The 16,574-nt window shown below is 60.1% G+C and carries 18 protein-coding genes and 1 pseudogene; 10 read left to right on the forward strand and 9 right to left on the reverse strand.

Annotation, left to right across the window (positions count from 1 at the left end; all coding sequences use genetic code 11):
• On the reverse strand, nt 1–255 hold a 255-nt coding region (locus PG5_RS02785), incomplete at its 3' end, for a polyamine ABC transporter permease (RefSeq protein WP_042955218.1).
• A gap of 78 nt (nt 256–333) precedes the next feature.
• Between PG5_RS02785 and PG5_RS02790 the strand changes: the two are divergent.
• Nucleotides 334–1,030, forward strand: a pseudogene (locus tag PG5_RS02790) (class II aldolase/adducin family protein); the annotation flags it as partial.
• 148 nt (nt 1,031–1,178) lie between these two features.
• Here the strand turns inward: PG5_RS02790 and PG5_RS02795 are convergent.
• Nucleotides 1,179–2,699, reverse strand: coding sequence for a HAMP domain-containing sensor histidine kinase (locus PG5_RS02795; RefSeq protein WP_020795561.1), 1,521 nt, complete (start codon nt 2,697–2,699; stop codon nt 1,179–1,181).
• Nucleotides 2,696–3,415, reverse strand: coding sequence for a response regulator transcription factor (locus PG5_RS02800; protein WP_020795562.1), 720 nt, complete (start codon nt 3,413–3,415; stop codon nt 2,696–2,698). Before PG5_RS02800 ends, PG5_RS02795 begins: the two co-directional genes overlap by 4 nt.
• A 285-nt stretch (nt 3,416–3,700) precedes the next feature.
• Here PG5_RS02800 and msrB point away from each other — a divergent pair, with 285 nt between their 5' ends.
• Together msrB and msrA are read left to right on the forward strand one after the other, a co-directional pair.
• Nucleotides 3,701–4,219, forward strand: coding sequence for a peptide-methionine (R)-S-oxide reductase MsrB (gene msrB, locus PG5_RS02805; RefSeq protein WP_020795563.1), 519 nt, complete (start codon nt 3,701–3,703; stop codon nt 4,217–4,219).
• Between the two features lie 20 nt (nt 4,220–4,239).
• Nucleotides 4,240–4,947, forward strand: coding sequence for a peptide-methionine (S)-S-oxide reductase MsrA (gene msrA, locus PG5_RS02810; RefSeq protein ID WP_020795564.1), 708 nt, complete (start codon nt 4,240–4,242; stop codon nt 4,945–4,947).
• A 6-nt stretch (nt 4,948–4,953) separates the two neighbouring features.
• Here msrA and PG5_RS02815 read toward each other — a convergent pair whose 3' ends face one another.
• Both PG5_RS02815 and PG5_RS02820 read right to left on the reverse strand, forming a co-directional pair.
• Nucleotides 4,954–5,967, reverse strand: a complete 1,014-nt coding sequence (locus tag PG5_RS02815) for a sensor domain-containing diguanylate cyclase (RefSeq protein WP_020795565.1) — start codon at nt 5,965–5,967, stop codon at nt 4,954–4,956.
• A 78-nt stretch (nt 5,968–6,045) separates the two neighbouring features.
• Entirely contained in the window at nt 6,046–6,951 is a 906-nt protein-coding gene (locus PG5_RS02820) for a LysR family transcriptional regulator (protein ID WP_020795566.1), read from the reverse strand.
• Between the two features lie 102 nt (nt 6,952–7,053).
• Here PG5_RS02820 and PG5_RS02825 point away from each other — a divergent pair, with 102 nt between their 5' ends.
• Nucleotides 7,054–8,241, forward strand: a complete 1,188-nt coding sequence (locus tag PG5_RS02825; RefSeq protein ID WP_020795567.1) for an aspartate aminotransferase family protein — start codon at nt 7,054–7,056, stop codon at nt 8,239–8,241.
• On the opposite strand, the gene PG5_RS02830 is transcribed toward PG5_RS02825, so the two are convergent.
• From PG5_RS02830 to PG5_RS02845, 4 genes are all read right to left on the reverse strand, one after another.
• On the reverse strand, nt 8,209–8,463 hold the full coding sequence (locus PG5_RS02830) for a Txe/YoeB family addiction module toxin (protein WP_020795568.1): 255 nt from the start codon (nt 8,461–8,463) through the stop codon (nt 8,209–8,211). The two genes, PG5_RS02825 and PG5_RS02830, sit on opposite strands and share 33 nt — an antisense overlap.
• Nucleotides 8,460–8,714: a type II toxin-antitoxin system Phd/YefM family antitoxin gene (locus tag PG5_RS02835; protein ID WP_020795569.1), complete on the reverse strand. Its 255-nt coding sequence runs from the start codon at nt 8,712–8,714 to the stop codon at nt 8,460–8,462. The genes PG5_RS02830 and PG5_RS02835 overlap by 4 nt, the downstream gene beginning before the upstream one ends.
• 181 nt (nt 8,715–8,895) lie before the next feature.
• Nucleotides 8,896–9,390, reverse strand: coding sequence for an AAA family ATPase (locus tag PG5_RS02840; RefSeq protein WP_020795570.1), 495 nt, complete (start codon nt 9,388–9,390; stop codon nt 8,896–8,898).
• Nucleotides 9,391–9,531: 141 nt separating this feature from the next.
• Entirely contained in the window at nt 9,532–11,451 is a 1,920-nt protein-coding gene (locus tag PG5_RS02845; RefSeq protein WP_020795571.1) for an alkaline phosphatase D family protein, read from the reverse strand.
• Between the two features lie 127 nt (nt 11,452–11,578).
• Here PG5_RS02845 and PG5_RS02850 point away from each other — a divergent pair, with 127 nt between their 5' ends.
• From PG5_RS02850 to PG5_RS02875, 6 genes are all read left to right on the forward strand, one after another.
• Entirely contained in the window at nt 11,579–11,920 is a 342-nt protein-coding gene (locus tag PG5_RS02850) for a potassium channel family protein (protein WP_020795572.1), read from the forward strand.
• Nucleotides 11,921–11,979: 59 nt separating this feature from the next.
• Complete coding sequence (locus PG5_RS02855) at nt 11,980–12,348, forward strand: PH domain-containing protein (protein WP_020795573.1); 369 nt, start codon at nt 11,980–11,982, stop codon at nt 12,346–12,348.
• Between the two features lie 184 nt (nt 12,349–12,532).
• Complete coding sequence (locus PG5_RS02860; protein ID WP_020795574.1) at nt 12,533–12,985, forward strand: hypothetical protein; 453 nt, start codon at nt 12,533–12,535, stop codon at nt 12,983–12,985.
• A 330-nt stretch (nt 12,986–13,315) separates the two neighbouring features.
• The gene (locus PG5_RS02865) at nt 13,316–14,203 is read left to right on the forward strand and encodes a nitrilase family protein (protein WP_020795575.1); all 888 of its coding nucleotides are present in this window, start codon (nt 13,316–13,318) and stop codon (nt 14,201–14,203) included.
• 15 nt (nt 14,204–14,218) lie between these two features.
• Nucleotides 14,219–15,418: a hypothetical protein gene (locus PG5_RS02870; protein WP_020795576.1), complete on the forward strand. Its 1,200-nt coding sequence runs from the start codon at nt 14,219–14,221 to the stop codon at nt 15,416–15,418.
• 76 nt (nt 15,419–15,494) lie between these two features.
• A complete protein-coding gene (locus PG5_RS02875; RefSeq protein ID WP_020795577.1) occupies nt 15,495–16,490 on the forward strand; it encodes an asparaginase in 996 nt (331 codons plus the stop codon).
• Nucleotides 16,491–16,574 lie beyond the last annotated feature (84 nt).

Consider the following 16,574-nt stretch of genomic DNA (forward strand, 5'->3'; position numbering starts at 1 on the left):
GAAGCTGGCGGCCAGCAAGGTCGCGATGATGCTCGTGGCAAAGGCGATGGTCAGGCTTTGGCTGATGGCATTGAACCAGTCAGGGTTGCTCATCAGCGCTTCGTAATGCCGCAGCGACCAATTGCCTTGGGGCATCGACAGGAAACGCTTGCTGGTGAACGACACCGGGATGACCGTCAGCAACGGGAACAGCATGAAGGCCATGGCGACCACGGCCAGCAGGCGGGTACTCAGGCTTGTACGATGGGTGTTCATAGTGATCTCAGCCTACCAGTCGGTTCACGCGGGTCATTTTCAACAGCACCCAGATCAATGCGCTGACCAGGGCCAGCAGCGCATTTTCGCATGACCGATTTGATCTTCACCCACATCTCAGTGCGCATTCCGGGGCCGGAGCATCACTTCCTGATCAACCCCTACGGGCTGATGTTCGATGAGATCACGGCGTCGAACCTGGTGAAAATCGACCTCGATGGCAACGCGGTGGAACCGTCGCCGTACCCGGTGAACCCGGCCGGTTTCGTGATTCACAGCGCCATTCACGGTGCTCGTGAAGACGCGCAATGCGTGTTGCACACGCACACAAAATCCGGTTGCGCGATGGCGGCGTTGAAGTGCGGGCTGTTGCCGGTGAACCAGATTTCCATGGAGTTCTACAACCGTGTGGCCTACCACGACTACGAAGGCGTGGCGCTGGACATGAGCGAATAGCGGCTGGTGGCGGACATGGGCGACAAGCCGGTGCTGATGCTGCGCAATCACGGTTTGCTGACGGTGGGGGGAGACGGTGGGGCAGGCGTTCATGCGCATGTATTACTTGGAAAAGGCCTGCGACATTCAGTTGGCAGCCATGGCTGCCGGGGAGCTGGTGTTGCCGTCGCCCGAGGTTTGCGCGCATACCGAGCGGCAGTTCAATGAGCCGGGACGGGCGCTGGAGGAGGGTGAGCTCAATGATCCAGATGCCATGCAACTGGCCTGGGCGGCGTTGCTGAGATTGCTGGAGCGTGTGGCGCCGGATTATCGGGACTGACCTGAATGCTCGGTTGTTCGAGCTGGCCTATTCGCGAGCAGGCTCGCTCCCACAGTTGATTCGGGTTGCCACAAATTCTGTGTACGACGCAAATCCCCTGTGGGAGCGAGCCTGCTCGCGAAAGCGGTTTGTCAGGCGCCCTGACTTTTCAGACTTGCCGAGGGGTATTCAGGTTCATCGACCGCTCCGCCAATCCCGCCGCAGTCTGTTCATCGATCGGCAACAAAAACCGAAACGTCGCCCCACGCCCCGGCCTGTCGATCAACTGAATCTCAAGCCCATGCAATTGCAGGATGCGGTGCACAATACGCAACCCCAGCCCGCCATCGCGCCGTGCGCCACCGATATTGAACGGCCGCAAAAACAGACCCTCGCGCAATTCGGGAGCGATACCAGGGCCAGTGTCGCTGACAGTCACTTCAATGAACGAGCCTTGGGGACGCAAACCCAGTTCGATCTCGCCACCTGGCGGTGTATGGCGCAACGCGTTGTCGAAAAGATTGGTCAACACCCGCTCGATCAATCCCAGGTCAGCGCAAGCTGCAGAAACGTTGGGGGCGAACGTGGCCTTCAATTCAACCTGCCGCGCCTCGGCCGTCAGTTCGAACTTCTGGAAAATGTCCTGGACCAGGTCGGTCAGCGAAAAACGCTCCAGCACCGGTTGCACAAAACCATGTTCCAGGCGCACCAGTTCCAGCAGCGACTGCGCCAGCCCGCCGACCTTGCGGCTTTGATCAAGGGCGATGCCCAGGTAGCGGCGGCGGTCGGTGGCGGACAGCGTGGCGTCCTTGAGCGACAGGGTTTCCAGATAGCCGTGCAACGAGGCCAGCGGCGTACGCAGATCGTGGGAGATGTTTGCCACCAGTTCGCGGCGTTCCTGGTCCTGGCGGGTCAATGAGCGCCATTGTTCGCCCAAACGCGCCTGCATCTGCCGGAAGGCAGCGTCGAGAACAGCAATTTCATCGTGGCTGGCGACTTTTTCCAGCGGGACGGGCAGGGCCGGCGTCACCGGGACGCCATCGATGTCGAACTGGCTGACGGTTTCGGTGAGGCGGCGCAATGGCCGGGTGATCAGCGCAAACGCGGTGAGACCGGCAATCAGGCACAACAGCGCAACCAATCCAATGGACATCAGGGCGGTATTGAGTGCAGCACTGGTGGCGCCCCGTTCGGCCAGGCGATCATGGTCTTCGCCCAGCAGCACCACGTAGAGATACCCGACGGCCTTGCCATTGACCTTCAACGGTGCGGCGCTGAACACCTTGCGCGCGTCGACGCTGCGCGGATCATCACCGGTAATCGGCAGGGCGTCGCCCCTGAGCAGGCGCTGGATTGGCGCCAGGTCGACACGCTCGCGTCGAATCCTGCCTTCGGGCGCGGCACTGCCGACAATCTTGCCCTCGGTGTCCAACAGGTACACCTCGACACTGGGGTTGACCTGCATCAGCTTGCTGAACAGATCCCGCACGGCATTGGGCATCAGGCCCTGGGTGTCCATCAGCACCGTGTCACTGGCGATGTGCTGCGCCAGGTCCCGGGACAACCCTTGCACCACTTCCTGTTCATGCATCTGGTTGGAACGCACCTGTAGCCACGCCGAGGTGCCGCAGCACACCAGCAGTAGCACGGCGAACACCAGGGACAGGCGCTGCGTCAGGGTCAGCCTCATGGCGGCGATTCCTCCCCGGTGGCGAACTTGTAGCCGCGGCCCCAGACCGTGAGGATGCGCACCGGTTGCGCCGGGTCGGCCTCGATCTTGGCGCGCAGGCGATTGATGTGGGTGTTGACCGTGTGCTCATAGCCTTCGTGGCTATAGCCCCAGACGGCGTTGAGCAGGTCCATGCGCGAAAACACCTTGCCCGGCTGGCGGGCGAAGAAGTACAGCAAGTCGAACTCCCGGGGTGTGAGGTCCAGGCGTCGGCCGCCCTGGGACACTTCGCGGGTGATCGGGTCAATGGCCAGTCCGTCGATGAGCAGGCTGCCGGCGTCCATCTTCAGGTTGCGTGACATGGCATCCACCCGGCGCAGCAAAGCTTTGACCCGGGCCACCAGTTCGAGCATGGAAAATGGCTTGGCCAGGTAATCGTCGGCACCGAGCTCCAGGCCGAGGATCCGGTGCACTTCGCTGGAGCGCGCACTGGTGATGATGATCGGCGTGTAGCGGGCCATGGCGCGGGCGCGGCGGCAGATTTCCAGGCCGTCGACACCGGGCAGCATCAGGTCGAGGATCAGCGCATCCCAGTTGCCTTGCTGCAGCAGGCGCATGCCTTCATTGCCGTCGGCGCTGTGCACCACCTCGAACTGCTCGTCACGCAGGTGCAGGCAAATCAGGTCGGCGATATGCAGGTCGTCCTCGACCACGAGGACGCGTTTGGTCTGTTCCATCCACTTCAATCCTTCGGCGCAATGTGCGTAATGCCACTCACTGTAGGAGCTGCCGAAGGCTGCGATCTTTTGACTTTGATTTAAAAAAACAAGATCAAAAGATCGCAGCCTGCGGCAGCTCCTACAATTAAGTCAGTCAAGTCAGTGAAGTCAGTGAAGGGTCCATTGTGCGGGTTTTTCGTGGCCCGAGTTATCACGAATTGTTTAACTTCCCGTGAGGATTTGGCGATCACCCAAAGCCTAGGCTGTGTTCCATGAAACACCCCTGGATTTTTGGAGACGAGCATGTTTTCACGACGGCAATTTCTTCTCGCGAGCGGCGGGCTGGGGGTGGCAGCCCTGGCAATCGGCCTGTTGCCGAAGTTTTCCACAGGCACGGCATTGATCAGCGATGCCAGCGCCGCCGAGGCGTTCGAAGTGACCCACAGCGACAGCGAATGGCACGCCATCCTGAGCGACGAACAGTACGAAATCCTCCGCGAAGAAGGCACTGAACGGGCCTACAGCAGCCCGCTGAACAATGAGCACCGCGACGGCACATTCCTCTGCGCCGGGTGCCAGTTGCCGCTGTTCTCATCGGCGACCAAGTTCGATAGCCATACCGGCTGGCCGAGTTTCTGGGCGCCGCTGGACAAGGCCGTGGCCACTCGCCAGGACCGTTCCTACGGCATGTCGCGCGAAGAGGTGCACTGCCGGCGTTGCGGCGGGCATCTGGGCCATGTCTTCGACGACGGGCCGAAACCGACCGGTTTGCGTTACTGCATGAACGGTCTGGCGCTCAAGTTCGAGCCCAAAGCCGTCTGAATTTCCCAGGAGTCTGTGACATGAAAAATCTTTTCACCTGGCGCCGCACGCTGTTGGGTCTGGCCGCTGCCGGCATCATCGGCCAATGCTCGGCATTTTCCCTGGGCGGGGCTGAAGAAGGCGTTCTCCTACCCCCGCCGGCCCTCGACGAAACCACCCAGGCCCGCAGCGAAACCGCGGTGTTCGCCGGTGGTTGCTTCTGGGGTGTGCAAGGGGTGTTCCAGCATGTCAAAGGCGTGAAAAATGCCGTCTCCGGTTACGCCGGTGGCGCAGCCAACACGGCGCAGTACGAACGCGTCAGCAGCGGCAGTACCGGGCATGCGGAATCGGTGGAAGTGACCTTCGACCCAAGCCAGGTCAGCTACGGTACCTTGTTGCAGATCTACTTTTCCGTGGCCCACAACCCGACCGAACTCAACCGCCAGGGGCCCGACACCGGCACCCAATACCGCTCGGCGATCTTTACCAAGAGCAGCGAACAGCAACGGGTCGCCCAGGCCTACATTGCCCAGCTCGATGCCGCGCATTCGTTCGACAAGCCGATCGTGACCAAGCTGGAGAGCTTCAACGGTTTTTATCCGGCCGAAGAAGAACACCAGGACTTCCTGACCGAGCACCCGACCTATCCCTACATCGTGATCAATGACTTGCCAAAGGTGGCACAGCTCAAGCAGCTGTACCCGGATCGCTATCAGGAAAAACCGGTGCTGGTGAAGACGGGGATGTGACGGCGGTTATCCGCTGATCACATTCTTGCCGGCGACTTTCGACCGATACAGTGCCTGATCGGCCCTGGCCATCAGGCCGCTCTGTTGCTCCTCCTCGAAGCGCTGGACCACGCCGAAACTCATGCTCACGTGAAAGTCGCCCACCAATGGCATCTCCGATAGACCCTGGCGGATGGCTTCGGCCAGGGTCCTGGCCTCAGCCAGCGAGGTATCGGGCAGTACCGCGATGAATTCGTCGCCGCCCCAACGGGCCAGCACATCCCCCGCACGCAAACTGCGCTTGACTCGTTCGACCACCTGAATCAAGGCGGCATCGCCCAGTGCATGGCCGTAGTGATCGTTGATGCTCTTGAAATCGTCGATGTCCATGGCGATCAGTGACAACGGCTGGCGAAAGCGCTGGGACCGCTCGCATTCCTGGCGCAGGGCCTGATCCAGGCGATATCGATTGGCAGTCGACGTCAGGGCATCGGTTTCAGCCAACTTACGATTTTCTTCCAGTTGCCTCTGCAGTTGCTGATTGACGCTGGACAGCTCGCGGGTGCGTTCTTCAACGAGGGCCTCAAGGGATTGATTGCGCCGTTCGAGGGCTTCGAGCAGGCGCTTCTTGTCTTCGATGCTGCGGTGGGCACCGACCATCCGCGCCACTGAACCGTCGGCATTGCGTGCCAGCACGTGGCCGCGGTCTTCGATCCAGATATAACGGCCATCATGCGTGCGGCAGCGGTACTCGGCCTGATACACGGGCGTGCGCTGACTCAGGTAGTCATCGAACAGAGCCATCACCTGCGGGAAATCATCGGGGTGGATGATGTTTTCCCAGGTCAACACGTTGTTATCCAGGGAGTGCGGCGTGTAGCCGAGCATTTCGTACCAACGGGCGTTGCGGTAGACGAAGCCGGTGTTGGCGTTCCAGTCCCATATTCCGTCGCTGACCAGTTCCATGATGGTGTGCAGCATGCCTTCGTTCATGTCCGAGACATTGAACTTCAAGGGTTCGATACTCGATGCTTCTCCCATCGCTGCTCTCCCTGGCACACGCCTGATAGCCAATGACCTGCTCAGTCAGGGAGATTAGTCCAAGGCTCGGCGAGGCTGCTAGTGCTTGCCCCACATCTGCACGGCGAAGTCGACGAAACGTCGCAATTTCGGCAGGCGGTAGCGATCCTGGGCATACATCAGGTGCATCGGCCGGCTCGGCGGGTTGAATCCGGGCATCAAGGCCAGCAGTTTGCCGTCCTGGATGTCTTGCTCGACCAGGACATCGGGCAACATCACGATACCCATGCCGGTTCGCGCCGCCTGATGCAGCCCTGCCGAGCTGTTGATCAGCATCGGTCCGCTGACCGCTACCGTGACTTCGCCTTCCGGGCCGGCCAGGCGCCATTCTTTCTCCACCGAATGCCAGTCATCGCCAGCCGGATAGGCGAAGGACAGGCAATCGTGGTGGCGCAGGTCTTCAGGGGTTTGCGGTGCGCCGCGACGGGCCACATACGCCGGCGATGCGCACATGGTCAGGGTGTAGTCGAGCAGCGGGCGGGCGATCAGGTTGGACGCCTCGATAGCGCCCAGGCGAAAGGCCACGTCCAGTCCGTTTTCCAGCAGGTCCGGACGCCGGTTGGTGAGCATCACGTCGAGTTTTACCCTGGGGTAGAGCAGGGCGAATTCGCTCAGGGCGGGTGCCAGTTTTTCCGTGCCGAAGGTCAAGGGCGCCGAGATGCGCAACGTGCCGCTGGGTTCATCCAGCGCTTGCTCGGCCAGGCGTTCGGAATCAGCCACCAGCCCCAACACTTCGAGGCAGCGCTGGTAATACGCAACGCCAAATTCGGTCAACCGCTGGCGCCGGGTCGTGCGGTTGAGCAGGCGCACGCCCAGGCGCTGCTCGAGGGCCTTGAGGTGGTTGCCGACCATGGTCGTGGACATTTTGCACTGCGCAGCGGCGCTCGTCATGCTGCCGGTTTCCACCACCTTGACGTAGACGGTCATTGCCTGGAACAGGTCCATTATCAAGCTCAACTTTAAAATGATTGAAGTATTGCAGTATTTATCCAGTTCAGGTGGCTAACCATACTGCAAAAACACTGACCCTTGATGGAGCTTGATGTCATGACCGCCGCCTGCCTGATGAGCACTTACCAACCCTTGGCCTTGAGTTTCCACAAGGGCCTGGGCACGCGCCTGTGGGACCAGGCCGGTCGTGAATACCTGGACGCGGTGGCCGGGGTGGCGGTGACCAACGTCGGCCACTCTCACCCGAAAATCGTCGCGGCGATCAGCGAACAGGCCGGCCTGTTGCTGCACACTTCCAACCTCTACAGCATCGACTGGCAGCAACGCCTGGCGCGCAAACTGACCCAACTGTCAGGCATGGACCGGGCGTTCTTCAACAACTCCGGGGCCGAGGCCAATGAAACGGCGCTGAAAATTGCCCGCCTGCATGGCTGGCACAAAGGCATCGAGCAACCCTTGGTGGTGGTCATGGAAAACGCTTTCCACGGCCGCACCCTCGGCACCCTGTGCGCCAGCGATGGCCCGGCGGTGCGCCTGGGTTTCAACAAGTTGCCAGGGGACTTCGTCAAAGTGCCGTTCGGCGACCTCAAGGCACTGGACAAGGTGCGCCAGGATCACGGCTCGCGCATCGTGGCCATCCTGATGGAGCCGATCCAGGGCGAAGGCGGTGTGCAGCTGGCACCACCCGGTTACTTGAAAGCCGTGCGCGAGCTCTGCAACCGGCGCTCCTGGTTGTTGATGCTGGATGAAATCCAGACCGGCATCGGCCGTACCGGGCAGTGGTTCGCGTTCCAGCACGAAGGCATCGTCCCGGATGTGATGACCCTGGCCAAAGGCCTGGGTAACGGCGTCCCGATCGGCGCCTGCCTGGCCCGTGGCAGAGCCGCCGAACTCTTTACCCCCGGTAGTCACGGCAGCACCTTCGGCGGCAACCCGCTGGCCTGTCGGGTCGGTTGCACGGTGCTGGACATCATCGAGGAGCAAGGCTTGCTGGAAAATGCCCGGCTTCAGGGCGAACGCCTGATAAGCAGGTTGCGCATGGAATTGGCGGACCAACCGAACGTCCTGGCGATCCGTGGCCAGGGCCTGATGATCGGCATCGAACTCAAGCAACCGATCCGCGACCTGAGCCTGATCGCCGCCCGGGACCACGGGCTGCTGATCAACGTGACGCGGGGGCAAACCATTCGTTTGTTGCCGCCGCTGACGATTGATGAGCGGGAGGTGGAGATGATTGTCAGGGGAGTGAGTTCAGTAGTGGTATCTGCACATGACAACGCATAACTCACCGTCTTCGATGGTGTAGACCAAGCGATGTTCAGCCGTTATCCGGCGCGACCAGAAGCCGCTCAAGTTGTGTTTGAGCGGTTCCGGTTTTCCGAGACCCTCGAACGGTTCACGCAGGATGGCTTTGATCAGCAGGTTGATGCGTTTGAGTCCCGCCTTATCGTTTTGCTGAAACCAAAGGTAGTCGTCCCAGCCTTCAGGAGTGAACTCGATATTCATTCTTCAATGAGTTGCCGAGACTTGGTTTTCCCGGCGCGCAGGTTGCCAATCGACTTGATCAGGCGTTCAGCGTTGGCGGGGGAGCGAAGCAGGTAGGCGGTCTCCTCAAGGGCGTTGTATTCCGCCAGCGACATCATCACCACCGGCTCGCCTTTCTGGCGGGTGACCAGTAGTGGGGTGCGGTCTTCATTGACGCGATCCATGGTTTCAGCCAGGTGCGCGCGTGCGGTGGTGTAATTGATGGTGTGCATGGTGAAATCCTCGCTCGATGCAAGGAACGTACAGAAATCAGTACAGGTTGACAAGGCGATAGCTCCGAATGGTCGTTATGCAATTGGCGCATCAACGCTTCTCCTGAGTATCGTCGAAACCTTCTCGGGACGTTTCCGAGAACGCTGTAGTCCTTATCTGATGAGAAGCCGTGAAGATAAATCAATCGGCGTAGTGCATTGCGCTGGCAAAATCGGTGATTTCAGTCCAGTCCATCAATTGAATTCTGCAACCGTCAAACCCTTCGAACAGCTGCCGATGGGCCGTATATCCGCTGGACCCATCGCGCTGGCGATAGCTCCCCGCCCACTCCAGCAGGGCGATCAGGCGTTCGTCGTCGTTGGCTTCACGTTGGCGGATGTTGGCGACGCAAACCTCGTCGGCAACGCTCAACCAGATCAGCGTCGTCGTGCGGGGCAGCAGTTCGCTGGCGATCCAGCCATACACGCCTTCGATCACCCAGCGTTCTTGCTCGGCCGCGACCCGCGCCATGGCCAAGGCTTCAGCGCGGGGGCGGGGGATGCTGTGTTCGTCGGACAGCCAGTGAATGCGGTCGAGATCGGTCCATGGCACCTGCAATCGCTCGGCCAGGCGTTGCGCCAGCCAGCTCTTGCCGGAGCCGGAGTTACCGATGATCAGGGTTCGGGTGAGGTCCATGAGCGACACCGATCAAACTGTGGGAGCGAGCCTGCTCGCGAAAGCGGTGTATCAGGTAGCATAAATGCTGAATGTTAAGCAGTCTTCGCGAGCAGGTCGGATCGCCGCACCGTCGCTCCCACAGGTTCTCCGTACAGCCCCTCAGTCATCGTTTGCAGGCGCCACCATCCGCGTCTTCGGCGAACCATTGGCGTTGTGCTGAAAAATATCCCGGGGCTGCCCTTGTTCATTGAAGTACACCTGGCCGATCCCCGCCGAATTCCACAGTCGCTCGCCCGCTTCGGCATGTTCGGGCACGTGCGGCACGATGCGCATGCGTCGGCGCTTGGTCAGCCAGTTCAGCGGCGAGCGCGGTGAGTACAGCCAGCGATTGAGGCGGTCGAACCACTCCAGCAGGGTCGGTGGAAATTCGTTCTTGATCCCGCTGCTGGTGATCTGCCAGATGCGCGGGCCGGCCTTGCGGTGGCGGATCAGCACTTCGTAGACGAAGGAGTAATGCACATCGCCGGACAGCACCACATAGTTACCCGGCGTGCGCGAGTGGCGGAAGATGTTCAGGATCACCTGGGCCGCGCCGCGATGGGCCATCCAGTTCTCGGCGTCCACCAGCAGTGGATAGCCCAGCCAGCTGAACACTCTTTGCACGGTTTCAATCAGTTTGACGCCGAAGATCGGTGCCGGCGACACGATGATCGCCGAGGGGTGATCGAGCAGCTCCTGCTGCAGTTCGCAGAGGGCTTCCCAGTCCAGCAGGCCCGACGGTTGCTTGAGGTTCATCTCGCTGCGCCAGCGCCGGGTACGGGTATCGAGCACCACCATGGCCGGTGTGGTGGGCAGCACGTAATGCCAATGCTGGAAGCGCAGCAGCTCATCGATCAAAGCGTCCTGGACATCGCTGTCGAGGTAGCGATCATCGCCGGTGGCGCTGAGCAAACGGGTCTTTTCCAGGACAGCGGTGAAGGCATCCGGATTGTTGCCCCAGCCCTGGCACAACATGTAGGCAAGCAGCGCATTGCCGATGATGCGTTTGGAAAACGGATGGCCGTAGGCCGTTTCCTCCCACTGCGCGGAAAGATTCCAGTCGTCGGTAATGTCGTGGTCGTCGAAAATCATCAGCGTCGGCACGTGCGCCAGGGCTCGGGCGACCTTGCCCAGGCCGGCCTTGAATCCGTCGATGCGCGTCTGTTCCAGGGCATACCGCTCGCGCCGCTCCTTGATCAGTTTCGGCGGTTTTGGCGCGATCAGGGTCCAGGGCGTCGGCGACCAGACCAACAGGTACATGGCCATGACTTCGGCGAACGTCACCAGGTGATTGTCGGCACTGCTGCTGGTGAAAATCGGCTTGCGCGCACCGCCGAAAAAGCGCTCGCGCAGGGTTTCGTTGCTCTCCAGCGCCGGTAACAAATCCGCGCGGTGGTAATAACAGGCCGCGTGCCCGTAAAGCTCGGCGCTGTCGCTGACCACGGCGCCCTCCAGATGCTCACCGAACAACCCCAGGCGTTCGATCAAGGCATGGATCGCCCGCAGGGTCGGCCCGGCAACATCATCGGCGTAGACCTGATCGCCGCTCATCATCAGCAGCGCCGGACGGTCCGTGGCCGGATGGTCTTGCGCCAACAGCTCGTCGACACACAGCAGCCCGTCGGAGGCCGGGTGATGGGGTTTGCGGCAGGAGCCGTGCAGCAACTGATCGACGCGAGCGCGCAGGACAAAGTTCGGCGCAGTGGCGTCGCCATACAACAGATGCGGCGCCCAGGTGGCGATGCCGGTCCCGTCATCGATCAGCAGGTCGTATTCGATCAATTCATCGCAGGGCAGGGCAACGTCCAGCGCCACATCAATCAGGTGCACAAACCCATGGGTACCCACCGCAACGACCGTGCACTGCGCGGCATCGAGGCGAATATCGCCCACGCCCTGCAAGCGTAGCGTCAGCTCCAGCGCCCGCGAGCCCACCAGCCACAGCACCAGCCGCGTGGGTTCCAGGCGTCGCAACAGCGGGCCGGCCAGCACGGGTGGCAGCGATTGAGGGGCATCGGGTATTGCCTGCGCTTGGGACATCCGGGATACAAACTCTTGAAGATACAGAGGCGGGCGATGATAGCGCAGCTGACGGCGACACAGGCTAAAGTGAAGTGGCGATTGCGTCTGTCACGAAATGATCCGCCGCCCCCAGGATACCCATGACATGAAGCCCACCCATACCTCGCACATCCGTCGAGAGTTCTACAAAGCCGTAGGTTACTACCTGCGAATTGTCTGGCCGATTTTTTCCACCATGCTGGTCGTCATCGTCATCTGCGGCCTGATCATCAGCTACCTGGAAGGCTGGGACGCTTTCGACGGCATTTACTTCGGTTTCGTGACCGGGTTGACCATCGGCTACGGCGAACTCGTGCCGAAACTGCCGATGTCGCGAATACTCGCGATATTGCTGGGGTTCAACGGCGTGCTGCTCACCGCGATCTTTGCGGCGATCAGCGTGCAGGCGATCGAGAGTGCGGTACGCGCGACCGGCGGAGAAAAGTAAGGCAGCCGATGGCATGAAGTCGTGCTTAGATGCACTTTTTGACAATCAGGGAGAGGCCAATGATCGACTTCAACAACAAGGGATTCTTCAAGCTCAAGCAAAATGCGGAATACGCCGAACGCGTTGCCGACCTTTTGCTCGACGGCGAACAGGTCATCGATTCCTACAAGTCCATGCGCGACGGCGTGGTGTTCACCAACAAGCGCATCATTGCGGTGAACGTACAAGGCATCACCGGCAGCAAGAAAGACTTCACCTCGTTGCCATACAAAAACATCGTGGCGTATTCGGTGGAAACTTCGGGGACGTTCGACCTGGATTCCGAGCTGGAAATCTACTTTTCGTCATTGGGCAAAGTAAAATTCGAGTTCACCGGCAAGACCTCGATGGTCGAGATCTCCAAGCTGATCTCCCAACACCTGCTCTAACACCCCCTGTAGGAGCGAGCACGCTCCGGGCGGCGTTCCGACGATGGTCGTTAACGATAACGCGGGAACCCTGGCACCCCGCGGCGCCCTCGTCGGAACGCCGTCCGCAGGCATGGGTCACCGCTCCATCCCACCATACTGTTCGCAGCCAATGACCAAGTTGTTGATCAATAAGAGGGCAATCATGAACAGAATCATCCTGCCAGTGCTGGCAATCCTGCTGACCGCGCAATCCCCGGCGTTTGCCATCAACGACAAGTACCGCAAGCAACTCGAGCAATCGGGCTGCACCCAGGTCAGCGAGACCCAGGGCTGTGATATCCACAAAAGCAAGGCGGAAAACGCCAAGGCCGGTTTCACCAACCCCGCCACCGACAACTCGACGACCCAGACGCCCTATGCCGGCCAGTGGGTAGCCAAAAGCGATGCAGGCGCGACAGTGGCCACCATCCGCATCGATGCCAAGGAACAGGTCTGGGTGAACGGCAAACGGGTTGACGCCAAACGCACCGACGGCACCCTGCAATTTCACCAGGGCAAACTTACCTTCACGCTTCAAGGTGATCGGCGGCTGACGGGCGAGGATTACTGGACGGACAGTGATGCCGGGACCAAGGGGCCGATTGAGATCGAGTGATCAAAACAGGAACTCGAGAACGATGCATACCCTGTGGGAGCGGGCTTGCCCGCGAAGGCGCTCGCCCGGTCGGCATCCCCGTTGAAAGTACTGGCCTCTTCGCGGGCAAGCCCGCTCCCACAGGGGGGGGAACTTGAGGGCTCTTCACACACAAAAAGGGCCTGCAAATGCAGACCCTTTTTCCGAATCAAACTAAAGAAACTCCCTCATACATCTTCGGACACAGGCTACAGCCCTACCGGAAGCATCTGACTTACACCCGCTGGCATTTCGACTCTCATAAACACGCAATTAAACAGCGTGAAAAAAAATAAAAAGAGGTCACCCGAAATGAGCGAGCCAACAAGCCCTGTGCGTGTAGCAGTCGTGCAATTCGATCCACAAGTCGGCATTGAAAATTGTGATGCAAATCTGTGTCGCAGCCTGGAATTGGCGCTGGAGGCGGTCAACGGCGGTGCGAATCTTATCGTGCTGCCTGAGCTGTCCAGCACCGGTTATTTCTTCAGCAGTCGGCAGGATGCCTTTGCACATGCGCAGTTGATACCCGGCGGGCCAAGCGCGCAACTGTGGATCGATTTTGCCTGCAGGCACAACGTCTACCTCGTGGCCGGCCTGGCGGAGCGCGACGGCATGCGACTGTTCAACACCGCGATGTTGGTCGGCCCTGACGGTTTTATCGGCAAGTATCGAAAGGCGCATTTGTGGAACCTGGAGAAACTCTGGTTCACACCCGGCGATCTGGGGTTTCCGGTTTTTGATACGCCGATTGGTCGAATCGGCATGTTGATTTGCTGGGATATCTGGTTCCCCGAGGTGCCACGCATCCTGAGTCAACAAGGCGCCGACATCATTTGCAGTCCCAATAACTGGGTCTGGACACCGCCGCCGCTGTTCGACGATGCCGGCAAATGCATGGCGTCGTACCTGACGATGACAGCGGCGCACGTAAACAATGTGTTTATCGCCGCTGCCAGCCGGATCGGTGAGGAACGAGGTGCCCGCTACCTCGGATGCTCGCTGATCGCTGGCACCAATGGCTGGCCGATTGGCGCCGTAGCCTCGGCAGACCAGGAGGAAATCCTGTATGCCGATATTGACCTGACCAGCTCCCGCAGCGCCCCCATCTGGAACAACCTGAACGATCTGCATCGTGACCGTAGAGCCGACCTCTACGATCAGATGCTCGGCTACACCCAACACCCATGTCTCCCACGCTGATAGGGGAGACCTGACATGCAAACGACTACCGACAAAAACCGCATTGCCCACAGATCGCCATTTGATATGGCGGTCATCCTGATGCTGGTCGGCGCGACATTGCTGATCATCTGGCTTTCATTCACCTATCGCTCGCTCTGGGCCGCGCATTGGCCGAGTTACAGCGACATGGTGTCGAGCCTTTCCCAGCCGAGTGCCTGGTTGCGCTGGCTGCTTGGCGACATCAGCGAGGTGGCGTTCTACAAACACGAGTTCGCCTCGATCGGACTCTTGGCGGGCGCCTATCTCGCCTATTGGGCGAATCGAACGGGCAGAGCCTGGCAAGGCTTCAGCATTGCCTACGGCACCGGGTTATGGCCGTGGCTGATCACCAGTTCGTTGCTCGGGTTGTTGCTGAGTAACGTGCTGTGGGGCTGGACGGTGACCGCCACCAGCTGGCAACCGACATTCGCCGCGTTCGTGTCGCTGCCAGCGGCGATGGTGCTGATGTTTGGCAGGGGCTGGAAGGTCACGATCAACGGCGCAATCATGGGGGCCGTACTCGTCACACCCATGTGCCTGTTGATCGTTAATTACCTGTGTAACCCCTTGGGGTTGCCAGCGGTGATCGGCAATGTGCTGGGCATGGCGGTCGCCAGCGTCGTGGCATTTCTACTGTGCCGCTATCGACCCGGTCTGATGAAGTCCGAGCAGTCCGTGATACCACCCGCCAAGTCTCCCGCGCCCGTCACCAAAGCGCCCGACTACGGGGTCGTCTGGAGCCTGCGCCGGGTCTTGGCAGACTTTTCCGAAGCGCCATTCTTTGGCAATGAACTGGCCAGTCTTGGCTTGTTACTGGGGGTATTGCTGGCGTACGCGATGAACCCGATCAGCCCGGCGTACGGGTCGGGACTATTGCTTCATATCATTGCTGCACAAGCGCTGAGCTCGGCCATCGGGGTGCTGGTGTGGCGTCGACAATGGATGTTGCGCGGCTGGTACCCCACTTACGTGCCTCTGGTGTCAGTGGTGCCCGCTGCGATCCTGACCCATGGTGGCAGTGGGCTGGTGATCGGCTCGAGTGCGTTGCTGGGGGCATTGATCGCACCGCCCCTGGCCTGTGCGATTGCCAAGCGATTGCCGGCCGACATGCATGCCTACATCGGCAATGTCCTGTCCATGGCCATCAGCACGTTGTTGATCGTGCCGCTGATCGGCGTTCTTGTCGCGGAGTAAATGCCCCCGCCCCTTCGGCTGTCCCCGTCTTGAACCGGGTACAGCCACCTCTTTTCCTGAACACGTGAGGTATCACATGGATCTGCCCAAACTAGCTATCGCGGCGCTCGGTGGCACAGTGAGCATGCAAGCCAGGAATGCTGGTGAAGGCGTTATCCCGACCGTCAGCGGCGAGACTCTACTGGCGTCCGTTCCGCAATTGACGACGCTTGCCCGGGTGACCGTTGAAACCCTTGGACTGCTTCCCAGCGCTTCACTGGATTTCGAACTTTTACTGAACGTATTGTCTTGGGCAGAATTTCAAATCAAACAAGGCGCCGTGGGTGTCGTGTTGATCCAAGGCACCGACACACTCGAAGAAACGGCAGTTTTTTTCGATTACCTGTGGCCTCACGACGCGCCGCTGGTGCTGACCGGTGCGATGCGCTCGGCAGCACAGCCGGGGGCCGAGGGGCCAGCGAATCTGCTGGATGCATGCCGCGTAGCGCTGTCCGAGAATAGCCGGCGGCGGGGCGTTCATGTCGTTATGAACGGGGAGATTCATCAAGCGAGACGCGTGCGCAAAACCGATTCGCTGGCGCTGCAGGCGTTTACCTCTCCGGTCGTGGGGCCTACAGGCTTGATCATGGAAGACCGCGTTCACTACCTGCGTGCGCCGGCTCAGCGCACGGTTTTGCCTTTGCCACACCAGACAACACAGAAGGTTGCGATGCTCGAGGCATCCCTCTCGGCCGACACGCTGTTTCTGGAAAGCACCCTCACCCTCGGTTATGACGGGCTGGTGATAGCCGGTTTCGGCGCCGGACATGTCTCGCAGAGCTGGGCGACCGTGATTGAGCACGTCGCCGAAAGTATCCCGGTCATCATCGCGACTCGCACCGGTTCCGGCTCTACCGCGCAAGCCAGCTATGGTTTTCACGGCAGTGAGATGGATTTGATTCGCAAGGGTGCATCGATGGCGGGATTTCTATGTCCGCGTAAAGCCAGGGTACTGCTTTGGCTGTTGCTTGGTTGTCAGCGGCAACATGAGTTGTCGCGCTACCTCAAAGACGAAAGCTGCATTCAAAATTGATACATAACCCTGTAGGAGCGAGCATGTCGAATCGTCGCACCGTCGCGATGGTCGTTAACGATAACGCGGGAAGCCTGGCACCCC

This window comes from Pseudomonas sp. G5(2012) (assembly GCF_000408945.1).
Classification (GTDB): Bacteria; Pseudomonadota; Gammaproteobacteria; order Pseudomonadales; family Pseudomonadaceae; genus Aquipseudomonas; species Aquipseudomonas umsongensis.